The organism is Clostridium ihumii AP5, from assembly GCF_000612845.1.
Lineage (GTDB): Bacteria > Bacillota > Clostridia > Clostridiales > Clostridiaceae > Clostridium_J > Clostridium_J ihumii.
This window is the reverse complement of the sequence record NZ_CCAT010000047.1, coordinates 35,153-57,881: the sequence shown is the minus strand read 5'-3', so window position 1 is coordinate 57,881 and position 22,729 is coordinate 35,153. Positions and strand designations below refer to the sequence as shown.

The 22,729-nt window shown below is 26.6% G+C and carries 17 protein-coding genes and 1 pseudogene; all 18 read right to left on the bottom strand.

The features are described 5' to 3' along the window. Nucleotides 1-1,028, bottom strand: a pseudogene (locus BN346_RS20535) (hypothetical protein); the annotation flags it as partial. Nucleotides 1,029-1,163: 135 nt separating this feature from the next. Then, nucleotides 1,164-2,231: an FUSC family protein gene (locus tag BN346_RS09930; RefSeq protein WP_040328307.1), complete on the bottom strand. Its 1,068-nt coding sequence runs from the start codon at nucleotides 2,229-2,231 to the stop codon at nucleotides 1,164-1,166. Nucleotides 2,232-2,233: 2 nt separating this feature from the next. Next, nucleotides 2,234-2,680 (bottom strand): MarR family winged helix-turn-helix transcriptional regulator, encoded by a 447-nt coding sequence (locus tag BN346_RS09925; RefSeq protein ID WP_040328305.1) that lies wholly within the window; start codon nucleotides 2,678-2,680, stop codon nucleotides 2,234-2,236. A gap of 208 nt (nucleotides 2,681-2,888) precedes the next feature. Next, entirely contained in the window at nucleotides 2,889-3,632 is a 744-nt protein-coding gene (locus BN346_RS09920) for an HAD family hydrolase (protein ID WP_040328304.1), read from the bottom strand. Between the two features lie 43 nt (nucleotides 3,633-3,675). After that, nucleotides 3,676-4,872: a phosphoribosyltransferase domain-containing protein gene (locus tag BN346_RS09915; protein WP_040328303.1), complete on the bottom strand. Its 1,197-nt coding sequence runs from the start codon at nucleotides 4,870-4,872 to the stop codon at nucleotides 3,676-3,678. A gap of 9 nt (nucleotides 4,873-4,881) precedes the next feature. Continuing rightward, nucleotides 4,882-5,964 carry an HpcH/HpaI aldolase/citrate lyase family protein gene (locus BN346_RS09910; protein WP_040328301.1) on the bottom strand — a complete coding sequence of 361 codons (1,083 nt, stop codon included), beginning with the start codon at nucleotides 5,962-5,964 and terminating at the stop codon, nucleotides 4,882-4,884. A gap of 202 nt (nucleotides 5,965-6,166) precedes the next feature. After that, a complete protein-coding gene (gene potE / locus BN346_RS09905) occupies nucleotides 6,167-7,510 on the bottom strand; it encodes a putrescine-ornithine antiporter (protein ID WP_040328300.1) in 1,344 nt (447 codons plus the stop codon). A 121-nt stretch (nucleotides 7,511-7,631) separates the two neighbouring features. Beyond that, the gene (locus BN346_RS09900) at nucleotides 7,632-9,881 is read right to left on the bottom strand and encodes an ornithine decarboxylase (RefSeq protein ID WP_040328299.1); all 2,250 of its coding nucleotides are present in this window, start codon (nucleotides 9,879-9,881) and stop codon (nucleotides 7,632-7,634) included. A 215-nt stretch (nucleotides 9,882-10,096) separates the two neighbouring features. Next, nucleotides 10,097-11,242 (bottom strand): PucR family transcriptional regulator, encoded by a 1,146-nt coding sequence (locus BN346_RS09895; protein ID WP_040328298.1) that lies wholly within the window; start codon nucleotides 11,240-11,242, stop codon nucleotides 10,097-10,099. 373 nt (nucleotides 11,243-11,615) lie between these two features. Further along, entirely contained in the window at nucleotides 11,616-13,130 is a 1,515-nt protein-coding gene (locus tag BN346_RS09890; protein WP_040328297.1) for a bifunctional metallophosphatase/5'-nucleotidase, read from the bottom strand. Nucleotides 13,131-13,234: 104 nt separating this feature from the next. Then, nucleotides 13,235-14,503, bottom strand: a complete 1,269-nt coding sequence (locus BN346_RS09885; RefSeq protein WP_040328294.1) for an ABC transporter substrate-binding protein — start codon at nucleotides 14,501-14,503, stop codon at nucleotides 13,235-13,237. Between the two features lie 17 nt (nucleotides 14,504-14,520). Further along, on the bottom strand, nucleotides 14,521-15,816 hold the full coding sequence (locus BN346_RS09880) for an MBL fold metallo-hydrolase (protein ID WP_040328292.1): 1,296 nt from the start codon (nucleotides 15,814-15,816) through the stop codon (nucleotides 14,521-14,523). Next, complete coding sequence (locus BN346_RS09875) at nucleotides 15,800-16,618, bottom strand: carbohydrate ABC transporter permease (RefSeq protein ID WP_040328290.1); 819 nt, start codon at nucleotides 16,616-16,618, stop codon at nucleotides 15,800-15,802. The genes BN346_RS09880 and BN346_RS09875 overlap by 17 nt, the downstream gene beginning before the upstream one ends. An 8-nt stretch (nucleotides 16,619-16,626) precedes the next feature. Next, nucleotides 16,627-17,508, bottom strand: a complete 882-nt coding sequence (locus tag BN346_RS09870) for a carbohydrate ABC transporter permease (RefSeq protein WP_040328289.1) — start codon at nucleotides 17,506-17,508, stop codon at nucleotides 16,627-16,629. Continuing rightward, on the bottom strand, nucleotides 17,508-18,578 hold the full coding sequence (locus BN346_RS09865) for an ABC transporter ATP-binding protein (protein ID WP_040328288.1): 1,071 nt from the start codon (nucleotides 18,576-18,578) through the stop codon (nucleotides 17,508-17,510). The genes BN346_RS09870 and BN346_RS09865 overlap by 1 nt, the downstream gene beginning before the upstream one ends. Before the next feature lie 314 nt (nucleotides 18,579-18,892). After that, on the bottom strand, nucleotides 18,893-19,552 hold the full coding sequence (locus tag BN346_RS09860) for a class II aldolase/adducin family protein (protein WP_040328287.1): 660 nt from the start codon (nucleotides 19,550-19,552) through the stop codon (nucleotides 18,893-18,895). Nucleotides 19,553-19,580: 28 nt separating this feature from the next. Beyond that, a complete protein-coding gene (mtnA, locus tag BN346_RS09855; protein WP_040328286.1) occupies nucleotides 19,581-20,636 on the bottom strand; it encodes an S-methyl-5-thioribose-1-phosphate isomerase in 1,056 nt (351 codons plus the stop codon). Between the two features lie 766 nt (nucleotides 20,637-21,402). After that, nucleotides 21,403-22,614 carry an S-methyl-5-thioribose kinase gene (gene mtnK / locus BN346_RS09850; RefSeq protein WP_040328284.1) on the bottom strand — a complete coding sequence of 404 codons (1,212 nt, stop codon included), beginning with the start codon at nucleotides 22,612-22,614 and terminating at the stop codon, nucleotides 21,403-21,405. Nucleotides 22,615-22,729: the final 115 nt, after the last annotated feature.

The following is a 22,729-nucleotide window of genomic DNA, read 5'->3' as shown; positions in this document are numbered from 1 at the left end:
TTACCATCTTCATTGGAGTTTCCTTCTTCTTCTCCTAAGTTACCATCTTCATTGGAGTTTCCTTCTTCTCCTCCTAAGTTACCATCTTCATTGGAGTTTCCTTCTTCTCCTCCTAAGTTACCATCTTCATTGGAGTTTCCTTCTTCTCCTCCTAAATTACCATCTTCATTGCTGTTTCCTTCTTCATCTCCTAAGTTACCCTCTCCATTAGAGTTTCCTTCTTCTCCTCCTAAATTACCATCTTCATTACTGTTTCCTTCTTCTCCTAAGTTATCATCTTCAGTTGAATTTTCTTCATTATACTTCTCTATATTAATTAATTTTTCTCTCATTTGTTCATAAGACTCATCGTTTTTTTCTAATCTTATCTCTAACTTAATATTATTTATTTCATCTATTGTGATAGTATGCATTTCATATTCATCATGTTCTAAATTAATAGATTCATTTGCTAATTTTCCAAGTTTAGATAACTTCTTTAAATATACATCTAGCTTTTCTATTTTTTCATTTGTTGAAATATTTTTATCAACTTCAACTTGAAGTGATTTTTGACTTGAAGTTATATTTTTGTTTAATACAGGAATAATATTACTTGAAATTAAATCGTTATTAAAATCATCATTAGAATATTGTTTCACATCCACTACTATATGTCTCATTGAATCTGTATTATCACTAGTTGATGCAATTATTTCTGCCCTTCCAACATTATTTGCATATAATATTGCTTTGCTCCCTACAGCATCTAAATTTACCACATTTGTTTTACCATCTAACTCTCGTATACTCCACAAAATGTTTTCATTTTTCTCTCCATTTACATATGCCTCTACAATAATATCTCCACCAAGATAAAAAGTAGTATTTTCATCTAACCATTTAATGTGTAAATCTTTTATTTCTTTCTTTTTTTCTTCAAAATCTCTATTTGACACATTTGTGTTATATTTTGCATATACATTGGAATATGTACTTAATGTAATTCCAATAACTAGTGATAATGCTATGCCTATTTTGCTACTCATTAATAATCTCCTATATTCTTTGTTTATTATATATATTTTTCGTATCAGTTCAAGGAATATTTATATTATAAAACATAAATAATAAGAGTATAGAAAATATTAAAATATTTTCTATACTCTTATCCAGTTGTTTTATTAGCTAGCTTCATTTATACTATCGCTAACAAATATATTTTCATGTACTTTATCAAAAATTTTATCAAAAATCTTGCTATATATAGCTCCTAAAAAATTATCTACTATACGTATAATTATTGCCCAGCCTATGCCAAACATAGGTACTGCTGCCGTTAATGCTCCAAAACAATTAAATGAAGTTTGCCACTGATAAGTAGCAGAAAATCCTACCATGAATCCACCTATCATTCCCATATAACCTCTAAATTGTTCTGGTAAAACAAAATAAATAATACCAAATATTATACAACCTAATATCATATAAATTGGTCTAGTTTTAATACGAAATTCCATTTTTTCCTTACTAGGTTGAAGTACTGACATACATGAGAATCCAATCCACATTACACGAGGTATATGTAAAAGTTCTCCTATTAAAATAGCTGTACATATTCCTAGTGAAAGTTTTAATTGCCATTTACTTCTCTCTGTGGTAAAATCAATATCTTTTATTATTTCTGAAAAACTATTTTTAAAGCTCATTTTTCTATGTTTAAAATAAAAAATTATTGAAACTATTATCCCACCTAATATCAATGCAAAAATACGATTTACATAGTTATCTACATTACTAACTCTATAACCATATAAAAGTAAATATGATAAAACTAATGTAGATTGATTAGCCATCATAACATTATGACATGATAAAATTACAATTGTCATTATTGATATAAAATTTATAATTAATCCTAATATTGGATTGACTATGGTAACTATATATGGACTGATAATAAATATTCCAAATATACCCAAAAGCGCAAATGTTGATTGTCCCACCTTAAAATCTAAATGTGAAAATCTAAAAGTCATCAAAGCTATAACTGTTACAACTCCAACAATACTATTTTCTGTTCCAAATACTACACTAAAAGTAGTAACAATAACCATACAAAATAATAAACATAAAAAATTCTTTATAACAAAAGCTATAATATATTTTCTTTTTAGTTTTTCATCAGTTGTCTCTTGTATTAACGGTTTTAATCTATTTGCGCCTAATTGCATTGCTTCATAAAAAGTCATTATTATTCCTCCTGTCTAGGCTCTTTCATTTTTATATTTGCTTTTTCTATACATTGAATAAGTTTTAAAAAATCCTCTTCCCCTACTCTTCTCCTTAATTCATATATTGGACCCAAATAATGCTTATATATATCATCCAATTTTTCTCTTCCCAAATCAGTTATGGATAAAAAATAACTCCTTTTGTCATTTTCGTCTCTAGTTTTAATTAAATATCCCTTAATATTTAATTGTTCTATTATTCTACTTATTATAGTTTTATTTACCCCCATAATTTTACTTAAGTTCATAGGTGTCATTTTTTCTTCACGAATAGCAAGTTGAGATAATAAATCAAGATGCTCTGATGGTATTTCATACTCTTTAGTAGCACGACGTATTAATGTTCTACTAAACAATCTTATTTCTTGCATTTTTTCCATCATATATTTCCAATCTATATCTTCCATTAATACAATTCACCACTTTTCTCTCTTAAAATTTTTTAATAAAATATAGTTTACTTTGTTAACTATATTTTATTAAAAAATTTTCCTTATGTCAATTTTATCAAAAATAATTTTTATTTTACATTTCATATATTAATTTAAATAAAATTAATATATCTCTAAATATTAAAATCCATGACATCTTATCATGGATTTTAGCTAATATAATTTAATATATCTCTACTATATTAAGTAACTCATCTGTAGCATATATTCCTTCTTGTTTTGTAATTATTGCATTTTCATGAGTAAATGTACTATGTTTAGGCAATATTGCCTGCCCTCTTTTAGTAAATTCTTTATCTACATCACTATCCCCTGATGTTATTAATTTATTTATATTGTATTTTTTTATTATATAATCAACCGCCTTTAACTTATTTATATTCTTATTAATTATAAAAACTTTTGCTGCTACTTGACCTACCATAAAATCCTTATCAAATTTATTACATATAATTTTATATTTTTCTATTGCATCTAAATCACTTTTAAATTTTACGTTAATATAAAAATCTTCTATATTTATAATTTCTTCATATTTAATATTTAATTTATTTATAACACTAATATTGTTTTCAATTTCACTTAATGTCACAAAACCTCTCATATAATTATCCCATTCTAAATCTAATTTTCCATTTATATATATTTGTGCACCATTAGAACATATCATTATTTTGGGATTGTATTCTCTTATAAATCCAACTCTTAAAGTCTGCTCAATACTTCTCATAGTACATGGAATAAAAATAAATTTATTTAGTTTTAATAATTGTTGAAGTTTATTATAACTATATTCAGTCATGTAAGTTATCTCTCTATCTCCAATAGATTCTACACATTTAAATCCCTTATTTCTTGAATGAATGATAGTTCTATCTAAGTCTGTTATTAAATATAATTTTTCCATAACTTATCACCTATCTAATTTTTATATTTAACTTAAGATAACTTTACAATTTTACTATTATTATATTTTTAGCAAGTTTTATATTAGAATCATCTTCTGTAATTAAAACTACCTTATCATATTCTTCTTCAATTTTAGATTTATTATAAAAATAGTATTTAACTCCGTTATGATAATAACTATTTTTTTCTTTAATAAAATAATCCTTTTCATCACTACAATAAATGGGACTTCTTGTAGTACTTTTAAAGTATACATCACCTTTAATATATGAGGCTATTCTTGAGGGTATATATATATTTTCTCCATGACCTAATACTAATATTTTTTTATATTCGCCTAATAATTCTTCAATTTTTTCTGCTGCTTTTTTACATTCTTCCTCTAACTTTTGAATATCATTAAATTCAATACCGAATCTTCCTGTAAACTTTAAATTTTCTTCATCTCTTCTTTTCAAAATATCTAGCTTATTTACACTCACTTTATCATCTAACATATTCTCTTCATTATCATAGAAAACACTATTTTCATCTGACTGAATCTCTCCTGAAATTAAAGCTTTTACATTTATATCTACATTGTTTTTCTTAATAAAATCTTCAAATAAATTTTTATAATTTATATTTCTCCAGTCCAAAATAGTTAAAATAGTATACTTTTTAACATTAGTAGTTTTTATAAGTTCTGTTATTATATTAAGCATTGATTTTCCTGTAGTAATTTCATCATCAACTAAAATTATTCTGTCTGCATTTTTTAGTTTATATGGGTTTTCCGGAAAACATTTATGTGTAGTTGAGTGAGAATGCTCTTCTTCAAAATTTAATATAGATTTTACGCCCTTAACTTTTTCTCTTGTAGTTGTTATATAATAAGATTGTTCTATTGCAGCTGCTACAGCCATTCCTAATCCAGTTGCTGTTTCTGCAAAACCTAAGACTGTTATTTTTTCATTTGTCTTATAACTTTGATTCATAGCTTTTTTTGCTTGTACTTGAAATTTATTAGGATTTTCTAAGTAATTAATTAAAACATTTATATTATCATTTCTACCATATATAGTAGATGCCAATAAAAAGCCCATTGCTTTACATACATCTGGCTTAACCTCTATATGTTTACCTAATACTTTACTTATAAAAAGAAAATTTCTTTTGCTATTGTTAATTCTTTTACCTATTGAAAATAAATTTTCTGTATCTATTCCATATATATTATTTGTTACTTTAATTTTCAATTTTACATTTTACCCCCTAAATAAATCATTATAAGATAAATTTTTATTCATGACCCCAAAAACTTGTGCTCTATGGTATATTCTTTTTGCCCAATTATAATGTGGTAAAACTTCATTCATTTTGTTATTATTGTATCCTTTAAAAACTCCACCCGTTCTTTCAAAATTTAATATATCCATGGCATCTATATAATCTTCAAATTTAACTGAATAAATAGCATTTACATATAATCCTTGTGTTGGATGAATTATGGTTTTACCACAAAAACCATTTTCCTTATCTAATTCAATTTCCCTAATAAGTCCTTTAACTTCCTTTGAATTTATATCAGATGAAAAATATTCCCACACTGGTGCTGATATAATATAGTCATCTTCACTTCTTCCAAAAATATTAATTATATCAATAAGACAGTCATTAATAACTCCTATATCGTATATACTTCTATTTGAACTTCTTCTTATTCCAAACTTTGAAGAAAAATCTGTGCCTCCTACTCTAATGTTTAATATTAAATCTTTATAATCCCATAATAATTTTTTTAGATATATTCCTTCTGAAACTCTAGTTTCCTTATATATTATTTCTTCAGTTTCAAGTATAGGCATAGCATAAATTTTTTCATTAAACTTATTGTTTAATTTTAATAAATGTTCTAAATAAATTTTCCCACTACTTATATTAAATTTAGGAAATGTAAAGCCTGTAATTAATCTCATTTGTTTTTCAGATAATTTAGAAGTAAAGTTTAAAAATTGATTAATATTTCTTACCCTAATAAATATTAATGGAATTTCATCTTTTCTATTATCATCAAGTTTCAAATAATCATATATTATATCTAATGCTCTTAACAGGTTTTTTTCGCCATTCTCAACATCAGATTCTTTTATAGCATCTTCAAAACAAATTGTTATTGAACTTATATTTTCTAATTTTTTAAGTATTATCTTATTTTCTATGTCCATTAAAGCATTCATGTACAAATTAGAACCTACTGCATATTTTAGTAAATTTTTATTTGTATGTTTGTCAAAATTTATAGGTTCTTTATAAAAATTTTTTTTATCAATACTTTTTAAATGTCTCATAATAAATTCTCCATTTTATAGAATTAAATATTTTCCAAATCTATTTTATATTATGAGAGTTTCAATATTATGTTACTTTTTATACTCCAAGTAAATAATTAACTTATTTATTTTTATAATTAATATTTATATATAAAAATGGTGCACTCCCAATTTAAATTAGGAGTGCACCATTTACACTAAAATAATTATATTTTAAGGATTATGCATGCATTTTTGCATGCTCTAATTCATCAAAATCACTTTTTAAATCAAATCTGTCTGAAACAAAACCATATAATATCCAACCTGCAAATGTTACTATTGATCCATAGAACATTGGCTCAAAACCAGAAGAATATAACGCATATAAACTATATATTGACGCAATTATGGAAATACAAGTTGTAAATTTACGTTTTTTTGCTGGTACATTTTCTGATTTTAATATTACATTAACAGCTCCCATTGATAATAAATATGGTATAACATTTGTAACAACTGCTAAATTAACAAGTATATCAAATTGTTTTGATAAGCTTGGACTAATTGTCATTAAAGCAAGTAATGACTGCATTATAGTTATAATCACCATTCCTATTATTGGTGTTTCATTTTTAGTAACTTTTCCAAATATCTTAGGAAAATATCCTTCGATAGCAGATGTTCTAAATACACCTGCTATAGTAAATTGCCATCCTAATAAAGATCCAAAACAAGAAATTACCATCATTCCCATTACAATTTTACCAACTAATGGACTGAACATTCTTGCAAATGCTAATCCAAATGGGGCATTACTGCTTAATAAGTCTGCATTTGGTATAATTCCTGCAATAACATTAGTAGACACAATATATATAATTGCCGCACCTATTGTTCCACCTAAGCAAGCTATTGGAACATTTTTCTTTGGATTATCAACTGCATCCATATTAGCAGATGCTGATTCTAAGCCTAAAAATGCCCATAGTGTTATTGAAATTGACTTACCTATACCATCAAAGAATGAAAAGTTATTTGGATTCCAAGCAGCTGCATAGTCTGCTCCACTAAACCAAAACCAACCAACTGTTGAAATTACTATTACAGGAAGAATTACTCCCCAAACTGTAAATGAACCAATTTTACCAGTAATTCCTGCTCCTCCAAAATTTAGCACAGTAGCTAACCATAATGTAAATATTGTACATAAACATACTAATATTGGAGAAAGTTCTATATTAAATAGTACAGATGCATATCCTACTGCTGATATTGCTATTGCTATATTAGCTATTACTAGTGATAATCCATATGCATAGTTTGCCATAAAACTTCCAGATTTACCATGTGAATATTCTGCATATCCACCCATTCCACCTGAGTTACGACTAAACATTCCACATTGAGCAAAAGCATACGCTAATGCCATAGAACCTAAGCCTGTTACCATCCATGATAATATAGACATAGTTCCTACTTCCGCTAATTTAGTTGGAAGCATTATTATACCTGATCCCATCATGTTTATTGCAGTTATCATTGTTAACTGAACAACACTCATCTTATTTTTTTGTTCTTTCATAATTCTGCCTCTAATCCTTTTTATTTTAAACTGAATTTTTAATATAGGGTTTCAACTAAATAATCTTATTTTTCATTTTGAAACCCTATTTTAAATTATCTCACTAATTATATTTTACTTTTTAGATAAATTTATTATCTAACACATATCCAAATGCTTTAACTTTACCATTTTCCTGCTCTTCTAAATAAACACCTTGAATTTCTGGCGCAAATCCTGGGAATTCATTAATTCCATCTTGTAAAATTGTAAAGTATTTTTGAGCAGTTTCACTCCAAACCTCTCCTGGAACTACACAGAATACTCCTGGTGGGTATGGAAGTGCTCCTTCTAATGCTATTTCTCCAACTATGTCTTCTAAAGCAACTAATTTAGCATTATTTCTTATTAATGCCCATTTAGCATCTTGAGCTGTCATCATTCTTCCATTGTCTTGCTTTTTATCATTTAAAGATGTAGCTGCAACTTCATCATATGCTTCATTATTAGTTTTATCGTAAACAATTCCTCTTTTAGGTAAGTATTCAGCTCTAAATAATCTTTCTTGATATGTTTTTGCATCATTTTCTTTATAGAAATCATGCATTTCTTGACATAATTGTCTTATTGTATATCCTTTATAACGCTCTATATTTTTATTATATAAGCTTGGTAAAACTTCACTTAATGGAGCATCTTCATTTATTAATTTTTCAAATTTTACAAACTGAGCAACTAAATTCTCCATTTTTGTTGAAGTTTCTGCTGGAGTTAATAAGAATAATATAGAGTTTAAATCATTTTTCTCTGGAATTATTCCTACTTCTCTTAAATAATTTGCAAGTATAGTTGCAGGTATTCCAAAATCTTCATATTCTCCAGTTTCAGCATTTATTCCTGGTGTTGTTAACATAAATTTATTTGGATCAACAAAATATTGATTTTCTCCGTATCCTTTAAATGAGTGCCATTTTTCTCCTGGTACAAATCTAAAGAAATCAATATTGTTAGCTATTTCTTCTGTGTCATACTCTTCCCATTTCTTTCCGTTTACTACTGTTGGTATAAATGGTTTTATCATAGAACAATTTTTAAGTACTGATTTTCTAGTTTCAACACCTAGTTTTATACAATCTGCCCATAAACGTCTTCCTGCTTCGCCTTCTTGCATTTTAGCATTTACATCTAAAGTTGAATATAATGGATAAAATGGACTTGTTGATGCATATAGCATAAATGAATTATTAAATCTCTTATGATCAACATAACGACGTTGTCCTTTTATATGACTATCTTTTTTATGTATTTGTGATGCTTGTGAAAAACCTGCTTGTTGTTTATGTACTGATTGAGTTACAAATATTCCAGGATCATTTTCATTTAATTCAAGTAACAATGGAGAGCAATCTCTCATCATTGGAATAAACTGTTCATATCCAACCCATGCAGAATCAAATAATATGTAATCACATAAATGTCCTATTTTATCAACAACTTGTCTTGCATTATAAATACTTCCATCATATGTTCCAAGTTGAATTACTGCTAATCTAAACGGTCTTTTATCATTTTTTCTTTCTGGTGCAATTTTTTCTATTTCTTCTCTAATATATTTCTCATCGAAACAATGTGCATCAATTCCACCAATAAATCCAAATGGGTTACGTCCTGTTTCCATGTATATAGGTGTTGCGCCATTTTGAACTAAAGCTGAATTATATATTGATTTATGGTTGTTTCTATCAAATAATATTAAATCTCCTGGTGAAACTAAAGATCCTACAACAACATTATTTGATGCACTAGTACCATTCATTACAAAATATGTTTTATCTGCATTATAAATTCTAGCTGCATTTTGTTCTGCATCAACTGCTGGACCTTCATGAATTAATAAATCTCCTAATGCAACGTCTGCATTACATATATCTGATCTAAAAATATTTTCTCCATAAAAATCATAAAGATATCTACCAGCTGGATGTTTACGGAAATACTGTCCACCTTGATGTCCTGGACAATCAAATTGAATATTTCCTCTTTCTACATAGCTAGTTAAAGCTTTAAAGAAAGGTGGTAATATTTTATCTTCATATTGACTTGCTGCACTTTCAATAACTCTAGTATAAAGTTTTGAATCAAAAGTATTTCCATCAATTACACGATATGCCTTTTCAATAATTTCACTTGATAAGTCATCATTTATTTTTACTATAAATATTGGAACTCCAAATTTAGTATTATATGCTGCATTAATTAATTCTATTTCTGAATCAGTTAACACTACTGCTGCTACATCAGTAAAATCTGTTTTTCCTGCTAATACTACTTCTCTTGTAGTATCAAAATATCTTTTTGCTTCTTCTGTATAAGCAATTTTAAATTTTTTCATATCTTTCCTCCATAACTTTTATTTAATAAATCTTATTACACTTTATATAAACTTATAGGCAAATCTAATTTCCTATATTTAAAAATAATTAATTTATAATTCCTAGTTTTGCCACAAGAAATATGATACACCACTATTAATAAATATTGTTTTGTAATATTTTAAAATTAAAAACGTAATCCATTGTAAAATTTACAATAGATCACTTGTAAAATTTACAATGGATTACTAAGAAGTGTATATATTCTAACACCTACAGCTAATTCTTCATAAAAATGTTCATCTTTACAATGAGCACTAATTATTTTATTTATTTTATCAATTCTATATCTTACTGTATTACCATGTTGAAATAATTCTTCTGCTGTGGTTTTTATATCTCCATTATTTTCTATGTACTTTATAGCTGTCTTTAACAATTCTGAATCATTACTCTTATCATATTTTATTAATGGCTCTATTACTTCATTGTAATATTTTTTAACCCATGGATTATCTAAAATAGGTATGAAAACTCTATTAAGTCCTATTTTCTTAAAGAAAGATATTTCTTTCTTATATGTCTTAGAATGTTTAAATGCATATAAACTTTCTTGTATAGATTTATCTAAATTTTTGAGCTTATTATAAATATTGCTAACACCTATTATGTATTCTTTATGTGAAAAACCTAACCATTCTAATCTTCTCTGAATGATATTTTCAATATCATTATAATCTATGCTTTCAAAAGTATTGATAACTAAGTACCCATCCTTATATGGAATAACTTTACTATGATTGTCTTGCATATCATCATGTGAAAACTCACCTATACCATCCAAAGTGCTACTTTTTCTTTTGCAATATGCAACAATATTTACATCTTTAAAGTTAGGATTTATATTATAAGCAATTCTTTTTATAGCCTCTCCATTTAAATTATCATACAATATTTTATCTACTTGAAATGCTAAATTTTCACATTTTTTCTTTTTTGTTATGGCTCTATTTACTTGAACTATTACATCTTCTGTGAAAGTATCACTAAATAGCATTATTGGAAAATTATTTTTATTAGCAAGATTTATTACATTTTCGGGAATATAGTCAAAGTATATGTTTTTTATTCCTAAACAAGTAATTCCAATATCAATCATTCTTTTTACACTTTCATATAGTTCATTTATATCATCTTTTATTGCTACTAATGTACTTAATGCAAAATCTCCTGCTCTAAAGTTTTCCTTTAATAATTCTCCTCTTTCATAATCCCAAATAGCTACATTGGTTATATCTTTAATTAAACCATTCTTTCCTGCTATTACTTCAAATCCTTTTAGTATATCTAGTTCCAATGCTTCTTTAACTGTTATAGCCATAAAACTCCCCCTCTTCTACTAAGATAACTACTCATTCGTAAGTTTACTATTTTTAACTTTCGTTTATACATTTAAATACTGTAATTAATTTTATTTGTATTATTAATATTTTTTGTAAATTCTATGCGATATAAATTATAAATAAGAAAAGTTCTAAAATCAAATAAATTTATTATATAATTTAAAAATAAAACTATTTATTTTTTTGTGTTTTTTTAAAATAATTTTAATTTTATTAATATTTTGTATTTTTTCTTTATCTTTTTGATATATAAATTGTATTTTTCTACAAAAATTGCAAATTCATATATAAAAATACCACGAAAATTTTTCGTGGTCAATAAAAATATATATTTATAAAATTTGTTTACTTTTAATATTTAAAAATATAGTTACTATTTTCAATTAGTTTTACACTATGATTTTTTTGTAAATATTCTATTATTAGCTCACTAACATCCATGTTTATTTCTTTTACACATTCTGCATTTTCATAACATGGATATATGGCTGTATTACTAGCACGATAATTATTTAAAACAACTGTATAATAATCTTGTAAATTAATATCATTACCATCTTTTTTCATTGAAACTACTCGATTCCCAAAATTCCTAGTCAAATCAACCTCATATGTTAATCCTCCAAAGGTATCATAGTTATAATTTTGTATTTTAGGAACTAAAAATTCTTCGTTTATTTCTACTTTTCCATTTTCAATGACAAAGTAAGTAGCACTCTTTTCAATTGCTTCTTTTAATTTTTCTCCTGTTATTTTAAGGACTTTTATTGTGTTTGGATATGGATAATTTATTAATACATCTCTTATTGATACATTTTTCTTAAACCCAATAGCACTATCAAATAAGGATAAAACTGAAAAATCTGCCTTTGACACCTCTAATTGAACTTGATGTAAAAAATTAATGAATGGATGTCCTTTTAATCTTGCTTCAAAAATATCATCAAGTATCATATCCTTATCAAAATTTCCTATTTCCCTATCTAAGTATTTTTGTAGTTCAGCTTCTAAATCTGTAAATATACTTTCTAAATCACTATTTATTTTTTCTTGTAAATTAGATACACTAATTAATTCATAATTAATTTCTTTTGATTCTGTATCTAATACTATTTTTGTAAATGTCTCTCCATTATGCATAGGTTGAGTACAAATTACATTATTTATTTTTGTAATAAATGATCTATGTTGATGACCACTTAAAACAATATCAATTGAATCAAAAGTTTCTAAAAGTTCACTTCCTTGATTTTCTTTTGTTAACTTTTCTGTAGGTGTCATGTTCTCATCTAAACTCTTTTCAAATCCTCCATGATAACATACTATAATCATATCAGCTTTTTCTTTTAGTTCATTTTCATATTTTCTATATGCTTCAACAGGATTTAAAAATTTAATATCTTTAATATTTTTTTCTTGTTCCCAATTTGGTATGAATGATGTTGTAAGACCAATACATCCAATTTTAAATCCATTGAAATTAAATATTTCATATGGTTTTCCATTAAATGGTAACCCCTCAATATTTGCACTTAATACTTTATTTGAAACTTTTTCATATGCAGTTTTAAGATACTCTAACCCATAATTGAACTCATGATTTCCTAATACATATGAATTATAACCTATCATTTCTAAACATTTTATAATTGGATTTTCCTTAATATCCTTTTTAGACAAGTAATGAGTAAGTGCTGAACCTTGAACTAAATCTCCACAATCAATTTTTAATGCTGCATCATAGTTTTTTTCATCATTTAGTATGTAACTGCCAATTTTCAAAATTCCTAATGGTTTTTCAGTCACATAATTTGTTGGATATACATATCCATGTAAATCACTAGTTTGATATATAACAATTTTCATATCTATCCTCCATCATAAAAGGGGCTATCTTTTTAAAGACACCCCCCTTTATTAAATATATAAATCTAAAATTTGTAAAGCAAATTTTTTCATTTTAATTTATATTATTCCCAAATAGAACTTAAAGTAGTTTTAAATTCTTCTAATCTTTTAGTTACATCTATTTTAGTATCAGATAATATACTTTCCATAACTGTACCAGCTTCTCTATATGCTGCATCAGCACCACTTAATATAGGATTTGTATATAAGTTTTCTGTTGCTTTAGATAATATTGGAGCTATTAATCTTCCAGAATTCTTGTATTCCTCTGACTCAATTGCACTTTTTCTTACTGGTATATATCCAGTTTCTTCAGCCCATTTTATTTGGTTTTCTTTAGTAGTTAAGAATTTTAAGAATTCATATGCAGCAGTTTTTTGCTCTGGTGTGCCATTAGAGAATACATATAAATCAGTACCTTGTTGTAATGCTGTGCTTGTTGGGTAAGGTGCAACACCTATTTCAAATTTATCACCAACACCTTGTTTAATAAAGTTTTCACCAGCATTTGATCCAACATACATGCCTATAGTTTCATTTGCAAATGGTCCTGATAAATATTTATCTGTTCCAGCAATTCTAAAATAACCTTCTTTTACACCATCTAAGTAGTAGTTAACAGCTTTAACTGAAGCATCACTTGTTACATCAAGGTTTGAATCAAAGCTTTCTCCTTCTGTTTTTACAAAAGTAGTGTAATATGTATTTAATGCGTCAAATCCAGCACCAACTATACCTTTTTTTTCTTTTATTGTTTTAGATACATTTACAAGCTCTTCATAAGTTGTAGGCACTTGTAAATTTAATTCATTAAATAATGTTTTATTATACCATAAAACTTCTGTTGATTTATTGAAAGGCATTCCATATATTTTACCATCTATTTTAGCAGCCTCTCTAAAACTTGGTAATATATCTTCATAATTATCAAATTTTAATGTTTCATTTTCTATGTATGCAGTTAAATCCGTAACTAAATTTTCTTTTATAGGATTAAACATCCAATCAGGATATGCTTGAGTAATTGTTGGTAAGTCTTTTGGACTTGCAACTGTAGCAGTTATTTTTTGTTGTAAATCTTGATAACTTGATTGGTTTTGTAAAGTCACCTTAATGTTTGGATTTTGTTTTGTAAATTCATCTGATAAACTTTGTAAAGATTTTTCTAAATCTCCATTCATTGCATGCCAAAATGTTATTTCTACTGGCTCAGTTATTTCAGTTACTATTTCTTTATTTGATGCATCCCCATCTTTAGAAGAACATCCTGACATAACAGTAGCAGTTGTTAGTGCTGCTAGTGCAAGCGCTGTTATTTTCTTTAATTTCATTTGTTTACTCCTCCAATTTATATAGTTTGTTTTTTTTCTGGTAACAAAACATCACCTGATTTATTATATAGTTTTTCAGGACGGTAAGAATGTATAGGCACTAACAACTTAGGTTTAATTAAATCTATTATTTTAATTAAATCATTAGGATGTGCGTGACCGCTACATGAAACTTTTACAAACTCAATATTACATTCTCCAAATTTATTCACAAATGGTTCGTATGCTGGATCGAACTCCCCTAATGGAACTGCATTTGAATGAATGTATATTCCGCCTTTCTTTAATTTATCTATATACTTAATGGCAGAATTGTCTAATTGCCAGAAAAAATCACCTTCATCGTTTAATAAATCCTCAAAATCAATTTTATATTGCTCATTTAGTCCATATTTATTTTCATTTAGTTCATAATAATAAGCTTCATATCCTGTGGCTTCTTTTAGAACATAAGCATAATATGCATCTAACACAACTTTTCTTGAATTTGTTTTTATTATATTTAAAATTCTTTCTATGTTAGAAATATAGTAATTAAACGTTATTTGCTTATTAGGATTATCTTGCAAAATTTTATTTATTTTATCTATTAAATCTGGCTCATTGTATATTTCTTCACTACTTAATTCTTCATCAAATTCTTGAAAAGATACACTAACACCTTCTATTAACAGAACGTCACAATTTTCACTTTCCTTACAGAAATTTAATGTGTCATTTTTTCTATATCCGTGAAGTCTAATATCGCCAGTATAAGATATTACTAAATCTGGAGTTGTTATTAATAATCCACAGGCACCATATGCATCATGATCTACAGGCATTGCCTTTACTTTTATTTTTCCAACATTTACAATTTCATTTTCTTTTAATCCAGTGATATCTCTTGTGTTTTTCTCTTTCTTCTCATAAAGTGGGAAAAGAAAATCATCATTTATATTTAAAGTATTTAATAATGATTTTGTACCTTCTAGTGTATATAATGGTATAGAAGGATTTAAGTAGTTTACTATCTTTGAATGATCTAAATGAACATGTGATAAAAATACAGCAGTATTTTTCCAATCATCTTCCATGGATTCGTATCCTTTTAATGGAATATTAGGATCATATATATTATTTAAATATGGAACTAATTTTTCATCCAATAGTTCTTGTAAATTTGTTGGTTGTACAGGTGCCTTTGGATTATACTCACTTCCAAAATCAAAGAATATATGACTATCTTCGTATGTAATTTCTATAATTGTTCCTCCAATAGTTAAAATACCATTGTGGAATGTAATTTTTGTTTTTTTATCCTTTAACTCCACTCTTAACAACTCCTCTAATAATTTGTTTTCTAAATACTAAATATAAAATTAAAATTGGAACTATAGCAATTGTTGATGCTGCCATTTGTAGTTGTACATTTGTACCACTTTCAGTCGCAAATGAACTTAGTCCATTACTAAGCAATCTCATTTCCTTACTATTAGTCACAAGTATTGGCCATAAAAATGAATTCCATCCATTAATAAAACTTAATATTCCCATAGTGAATAATGATGGTTTTGCTAAAGGAATTAATATTCTTCTAATAAATTCCAAATCACCACAACCATTAACTTTTGCTGCCTTATAATATGATGTAGGTATACTTGTAAGATATTCTTTTAAATAAAATATGTAGAATATACTTGCAAGTGATGGAACTATTAATGCAGTGTATGTATCTAATAATCCAAGCTTTGCAATAGTTTGATAGTTTGTAAATACTGTTACTTCATAAGGTACCATTAATAATGCAGCCATAACTAGTACCAAAATATTTTTAAATTTAAACTCTAACTGTACTAAAGCAAACGCTGATAATACTGATGTTATTACAACACCTATTGTTGATAATCCCGCAACTAAAATTGTGTTGAAGAAATATCTAACAAAGGGCGCTTGCTGCATAGCTAATGAAAAGTTTTCCCATTGAAGTTTTTTAGGAAATAATGTGGGAGGTATGCTAGTTGCCTCTTGAAAAGTCATTAAACTCGCTAAAATCATATATACAAAAGGAAATAATGTAATAATCGCCATAATAACAATAAATGCTTTAGATAAAATTGTGTTAATTTTTTTCATTTTTTCACCTACTTAGATATTCTTTTCAATACATAATTTTGGATTAATGTAAAAATTAAAATTAATATAAACAAGATAACTGCAGCTGCCATACCTTGGCCATATCTATTTTCAACATAGAATTTATTAAATATATAAAACACTGCCGTAGTAGCACTATCTGCAATTCCAGCTTTTCCATTAAATATTGCAAATACTTGAGCATATACTTTAAATGCATTGATAAAATTAATCATTAATAAAAATGTAATTATTGGTATCATTTGTGGTAAAGTTATTCTAAAGAATTGCTCTTTTTTTGTAGCGCCAAACATATCTGCTACTTTATAATAATTCGGCTCAACATTTCTAAGTCCTGAAAGTAAAATAATTATATTAAATGCTAATCCTGACCATATACCAAATATAATTAATGTTGTCATACTCATATTAGGGTCATCTAAAAAATTAATTGGACCTAAATTGAATATTCCCAATATATAATTTACAAATCCATAATCTCCATTTAATAAAAATCTAAATACAATACCAACTGCAATTATACTTGTTAAATATGGTATAAAGAATATGGTTTCTGAAAGACTTTTATTCTTTATTTTTTCATGTATAGTTATTGCTATGAACATTGCAATAATAAGGCATACTGGAACAACTATAAATGCATAAGTTGAAGTATTAAATAATGCTGTATGAAACTTAGGATCACTTAAAACTATTTGAAAATTTTTAAATCCATTAAACTCAAGATTATTTAATGTTCCTTTTTGGAATGCCATTATGAAAGTTTTCATTAGAGGTAATACACTAAATATTCCTATTATAATTAATGTAGGTAAAAGAAATAACCATGCTTGTGGTGAATTTTCAGCTCTATATTTAAATTTTTTCATTAGTACACTCTAACTCCATTCTCATTGAAAATATAAATACTGTCGTATGTAATATCTAGTCCAATTTCATCACCTTCATTAATTCTACTAGTTATATCTGTAATTGATTTAGCATTTATATCACTAACATTAAAGTTAATAATACAATCTTTACCTATTAATTCCACTGATTCAACATTTACTTTAAATAATGGATTTTCACTTATTTCCAAATATTCTGGTCTAATTCCTACATAATATTTTTTTTCATTTAGTTCACCCTTAAATCTATCTTTTTTCAATAAATTAACATCTATTGAAAAATCTTTAGACTTTAACATTTCTCCTTCTTTTTCCATTTCAAAAATATTAATTATAGGGTTTCCCATAAATTTTGCAACAAAAAGGTTTGTTGGCTCTAAATATAAATTTTGCGGAACATCAAATTGTTGAACGACACCTTCATTCATAAGTACAATTCTATCACTTATAGATAATGCTTCTTCTTGATCATGAGTAACAAATATAGTAGTAATACCTATTTCTTTAACAAGTCTTCTGATTTCTTCTCTTATCTTAAGTCTAAGTCTTGCATCAAGGTTACTTAATGGTTCATCTAACAAAAGAACTTTTGGACTTTGTACTAACGCTCTTGTAATAGCGACCCTTTGTTGTTGACCACCAGACATTTCTCCTGGTTTTTTATCAGCTAGTCCTTCAATACTTGTAATTTTCATGAATTTTTCGGATATCTTTTTAGCTTCATGCTTAGATATTTTTTTCTTTCCAACTGTTAGAGGGAACATTACATTTTCTAAAACTGTCATATGTGGATACAATGCATAGTTTTGAAATACTAGTCCGATATTTCTGTCTTTTGGATGTTTATCAATAACTGATTCATTATCAAATTTGATATCTCCACTGGTTGGATCTAATAGTCCTGCTAAAAGATTTAATATTGTTGTCTTTCCGCAACCACTTGGTCCTAATAAACAAACAAGTTCTCCCTCATTAATTTCAAGATTGATGCTTTTTAAAGCTTCATAACCATTACCATAAACTTTTCTTAGTTTTTCAATCTGTATCATATTTCACCTCTATTATTTTTAACATTTATTTAATACTTAAATAAATAAATTTTAATTACACTAAAAAAAAAGCTTGCTTATATAATATATCTTGTTTCGACATTTTTTGCACTACTCTTTTACATTTTCTTTTATTTATTAACATAATTTTAATATAATCGAAATATATGCTGTACAATATAATAACTTTTCCAAATTTCTAACACTTCCTTTATACTTTTATATTATTTGTATTTTTCTATTATCTATGTACTAATATTAATTCAAAAAAAATTCCACTAATAATTGTGGAATTTTTAAAATTTATTTTCACTTTAATAATTTACTTCAGCTGGATACTTCCAAACTCCAAGTTCTTCTTTAGGTATTAATTCTGGTTCTTGTCCTTTGTTTATTTGAAGTGTTCGGTAATATATTTCTGCAATTTCTTCTACATATGCAGCTTTTAAGTATGCATCCTCAATATCTTTCTCTGAAACTGTAATCACACCATGATGTGCCATTAAGCATGCATTATCTTTTTTTATTATCTCTATAATACTTTTAGCAAGTTCTGGTGTTCCAGGCCTTTTATATGGCGCTACTTTTATTCTTCCACTACCTCCAATAACATTGACAATTTCATATACTATAGGTGGAATTTCCTTGTTTAAAACAGAAAATGCTGTAGCAAATTTTGAGTGTGTATGCACTATAGCTTTTACATCCTTTCTACATTTATATGTCTCTATATGCATTAGCAACTCACTAGTTGGTCTTACTTTTTCATTTACTTCTAATAAATTTAAATTCATATCTACTACACATATATGATTTTCAGTTAATTCTTCTCTTGAAACAGCTGAGGGTGTTACTAAAATATATCCTGATTTTTCATCTCTTATACTAAAGTTTCCTGATTTATGTTTACATAAACCAGCTTCATCTGCCTCTTTAGCTATTTTTACTAATTTTCTTTTCAAATCTTCTAACATAGCTTTACCCCTTTTACTTAAATTACCCTTATTTATTATTTAATAATTTGTATAAGTTTTCGTCAAAAGGAGGATATACAATTCCTTTTTCTGTTACAATAGCTGTTATATTTTTATTTTCTGTTACATCAAATGATGGATTATATACTTTTACATCTTTAGGAGCTGTCCAAACACCAAATCTACATGTAACTTCTTTAGGATCTCTTTCTTCTATAGGAATGTCTTTCCCAGTTGCAGTGTTTAAGTCTATGCTTGGTGTTGGTGCTGCAATATACATTGGAATATTAAAGTACTTAGCTAATATAGACACACCATATGTTCCAATTTTATTTGCAGTATCGCCATTAGCGGCTATTCTATCACATCCAACTATAACTGCATTTATTTTCCCCTCCGCCATAACTACTGCCGCCATATTATCTGTAATGGTTGTTACATCTATCCCTGCCATATTAAGTTCTAATGCTGTTAATGTAGAACCTTGTAGTCTTGGCCTTGTCTCATCTGAATATACTTTTAAATTCCACCCCTTTTTCTTTGCAAGATACATTGGTGCTGTTGCCGTACCATATTTTGAAGTTGCAAGTTGCCCAGCATTACAGTGAGTTAATATTCCCATACCATCCTTTAATAGTGTAAGTAGATTTTCTCCAATAGCTTTGCATATTTCTATATCCTCTTCATGAATTGTCTTAGCTTCATTTCTTAGTGCTATTTTTATATCTTTTATAGGCATTCCTTTTGATTCTTTAGCCTTCTTAAGCATTCTATTAACTGCCCATGAGAGATTTACAGCAGTTGGTCTACTTGAATTTAAATAGTCAGCATCTTTTTTAATTTCTAAATAGAAATCTTCAAAAGAATTTTCTGTAGCTTTCTTTGCTGCAAAATACATTCCATATCCAGCAGTAACCCCTATAGCTGGTGCCCCTCTAACTATCATATTCTTTATTGAAGAGTACACACCTTCTACTGAATTATAATTTATATATTCAATTTCATTTGGTAACTTTGTTTGATCTAATAAAATTAATTCATCTTTTTTCTCATCCCATTTAATAGATAATAGATCTTCCTCCATATAAAATCCCCCTATTTTTTAAATTCACTATTTATTGCCCCTCCCTGAGACTTTATTATATATAATTCCTAGTTTTCTATTTGGAAACAGTTCACAATTATCAATTATGGCGAATATCCCTGCTACAATGTTTTATTTGTGCTTCAAATAAAATTAATATAATATTTATCCGTAAAAACTCATTTTCGAGAATAAATTCACCATTATAATATTCTTACTAAATATAGTTTTAATAGTAAATATACTTTAAAATGATAATAATTTCATTTTCCATCTTCTATTCCTATATTCCAAGTTCAAATTTAAAATAACATCTTTCTCAATTGAAAAACTTTTTTTATTTCATCAAGAAACAGGAATTATTTAAATTAGTATTTCTTTAAAAATTGATTTAGAAACTCTTATTAATTTGTTTTTTATTTTCAAGACCTGAACCCAAGGACGGGTTCAGCGACTGCCTAGACAGGACGTCGTGTGAACTAAATTTAGAAATATGTAATTTAAAATTCAATGTATATTTTTTATAAATCAAGGAAGTAATTCACATCAATAATTGAATTTTATTAATGTGAATTGCTGACGAAGAGTTATGAAAAATAGGCTAGAATTTAATTACATAGCTCTTAATTTAGTTCACTTATAGCCGTTTAGTCTTGGAAATAAAATGGCAAATTTATTAGAGTTTCTTTGAAATTTTTATGAATAACGTTTTAAATAATTTCTGTTTCCTTTACTACTACTATTCTCATTTAATATTTGAATAATTTCATTTTTCAGCTTGGAACCCTATATAATTTATAAATTCACTAAAAGAATTAATTTCATTTCTAGTAAGAATTAATTTTTTAGCTATCTTAAGTCCTAATATTTGTGCTTTAGCTCTAAGTTTTAAGTCTTCTATTTCATCTAAATCTTGGACATGTGCCATTCCTATAATTCTTCTCATAATTTCACATGAGCAAAATCCAATAGTTTCATGTAATAAATTTTTTATATACTCTTCTTCATATCTATCAATTTCAGTTATTACATCCTTAGATTCATTGTTCCATAAATAATTTAAATTTGCCAAAAATTCTTCCCATATTTCAGTACATAAATCTAATAGATATTTTCTATAACTTATTATTTCATTTTTAGACTTGTCCATTCTTCCTTCCCAAGATACATAATTTAGTAATATGTTGGCAAATAATAATCCTATATCATAACTATATGGTCCATAAAATGCAAACTCTGCATCAAAAACAACAGATTTACTTTCATCTATAAAAATAGAACCTGTGTGCAAATCTCCATGCAGTAATGCTTCTGACTTAGTCATAAATATTGTTTTTAACTTAGCTGTTTCAAGTCTAAGTTTATTTGAATTCCATATCTCACTTACAACAAAATCCTTAATATTTTCATTAATTTTATTATCTTTAGCATCCATATAAGGATTTGTAAAAACTAATCTTTCAGTTATATCACAAAGTTCTGGACTTATGAACTTTTTCATGTTTTTTTTCTTTTCCATCGGTCCCATTCCAAAGTCAGATGTTAAAAATAAGTTTCTAGCCATAAATTTACCTATTTGTTTTGGAAAGTTAGGATATTTTTGCATACCCATAAGACCTCTTCTTAAAATAATCATATTTTTTAAATCTTCCATAACAGTTAGTGCATATATATTATCATGATGATATACTTTTGGAACAGTACCTTCACAAACTGAATTTTGACATTTTATTGCTTCATATTCAATTCTATTTCTATCTAATGTTAATTTCCAACCATCTCCTGCTATTTTTAAATAAGGTAATGCTTGCTTAACAATTATTGTTTCATTTGTATTTAAATCTCTTACTCTAAACACATAATTTAAATTTCCATCACCAATTTCTTTACTAACAATTTCATGGTTTTCTGGGAAAATACCCAACTCTTTGATATATTCTACAATTAAAGCATCATTCATTTCTTTATAAGTGTTCATTAAATACCTCCATTCTACTTACCTCATATTGAAATAGTTTATAAATCGTAATAATTTCAAATTTAAGTAACAATATTTTTTAATTTCAATTTAGAATCATACATATTATTGTTCA

What these genes read in the sequence shown, in the direction of transcription:
- BN346_RS09900 (WP_040328299.1), bottom strand. Translation starts at nt 9,881, where the DNA reads ATGAAAAAATTTAAAATTGCTTATACAGAAGAAGCAAAAAGATATTTT.
- mtnA (WP_040328286.1), bottom strand. Translation starts at nt 20,636, where the DNA reads ATGGAGGAAGATCTATTATCTATTAAATGGGATGAGAAAAAAGATGAA.
- mtnK (WP_040328284.1), bottom strand. Translation starts at nt 22,614, where the DNA reads ATGAACACTTATAAAGAAATGAATGATGCTTTAATTGTAGAATATATC.
- BN346_RS09865 (WP_040328288.1), bottom strand. Translation starts at nt 18,578, where the DNA reads ATGATACAGATTGAAAAACTAAGAAAAGTTTATGGTAATGGTTATGAA.
- BN346_RS09885 (WP_040328294.1), bottom strand. Translation starts at nt 14,503, where the DNA reads ATGAAATTAAAGAAAATAACAGCGCTTGCACTAGCAGCACTAACAACT.
- BN346_RS09875 (WP_040328290.1), bottom strand. Translation starts at nt 16,618, where the DNA reads ATGAAAAAAATTAACACAATTTTATCTAAAGCATTTATTGTTATTATG.
- potE (WP_040328300.1), bottom strand. Translation starts at nt 7,510, where the DNA reads ATGAAAGAACAAAAAAATAAGATGAGTGTTGTTCAGTTAACAATGATA.
- BN346_RS09920 (WP_040328304.1), bottom strand. Translation starts at nt 3,632, where the DNA reads ATGGAAAAATTATATTTAATAACAGACTTAGATAGAACTATCATTCAT.
- BN346_RS09890 (WP_040328297.1), bottom strand. Translation starts at nt 13,130, where the DNA reads ATGAAAATTGTTATATATCAAACTAGTGATTTACATGGATATGTATAT.
- BN346_RS09870 (WP_040328289.1), bottom strand. Translation starts at nt 17,508, where the DNA reads ATGAAAAAATTTAAATATAGAGCTGAAAATTCACCACAAGCATGGTTA.
- BN346_RS09930 (WP_040328307.1), bottom strand. Translation starts at nt 2,231, where the DNA reads ATGACTTTTTATGAAGCAATGCAATTAGGCGCAAATAGATTAAAACCG.
- BN346_RS09910 (WP_040328301.1), bottom strand. Translation starts at nt 5,964, where the DNA reads ATGAGACATTTAAAAAGTATTGATAAAAAAAATTTTTATAAAGAACCT.
- BN346_RS09860 (WP_040328287.1), bottom strand. Translation starts at nt 19,552, where the DNA reads ATGTTAGAAGATTTGAAAAGAAAATTAGTAAAAATAGCTAAAGAGGCA.
- BN346_RS09895 (WP_040328298.1), bottom strand. Translation starts at nt 11,242, where the DNA reads ATGGCTATAACAGTTAAAGAAGCATTGGAACTAGATATACTAAAAGGA.
- BN346_RS09925 (WP_040328305.1), bottom strand. Translation starts at nt 2,680, where the DNA reads ATGGAAGATATAGATTGGAAATATATGATGGAAAAAATGCAAGAAATA.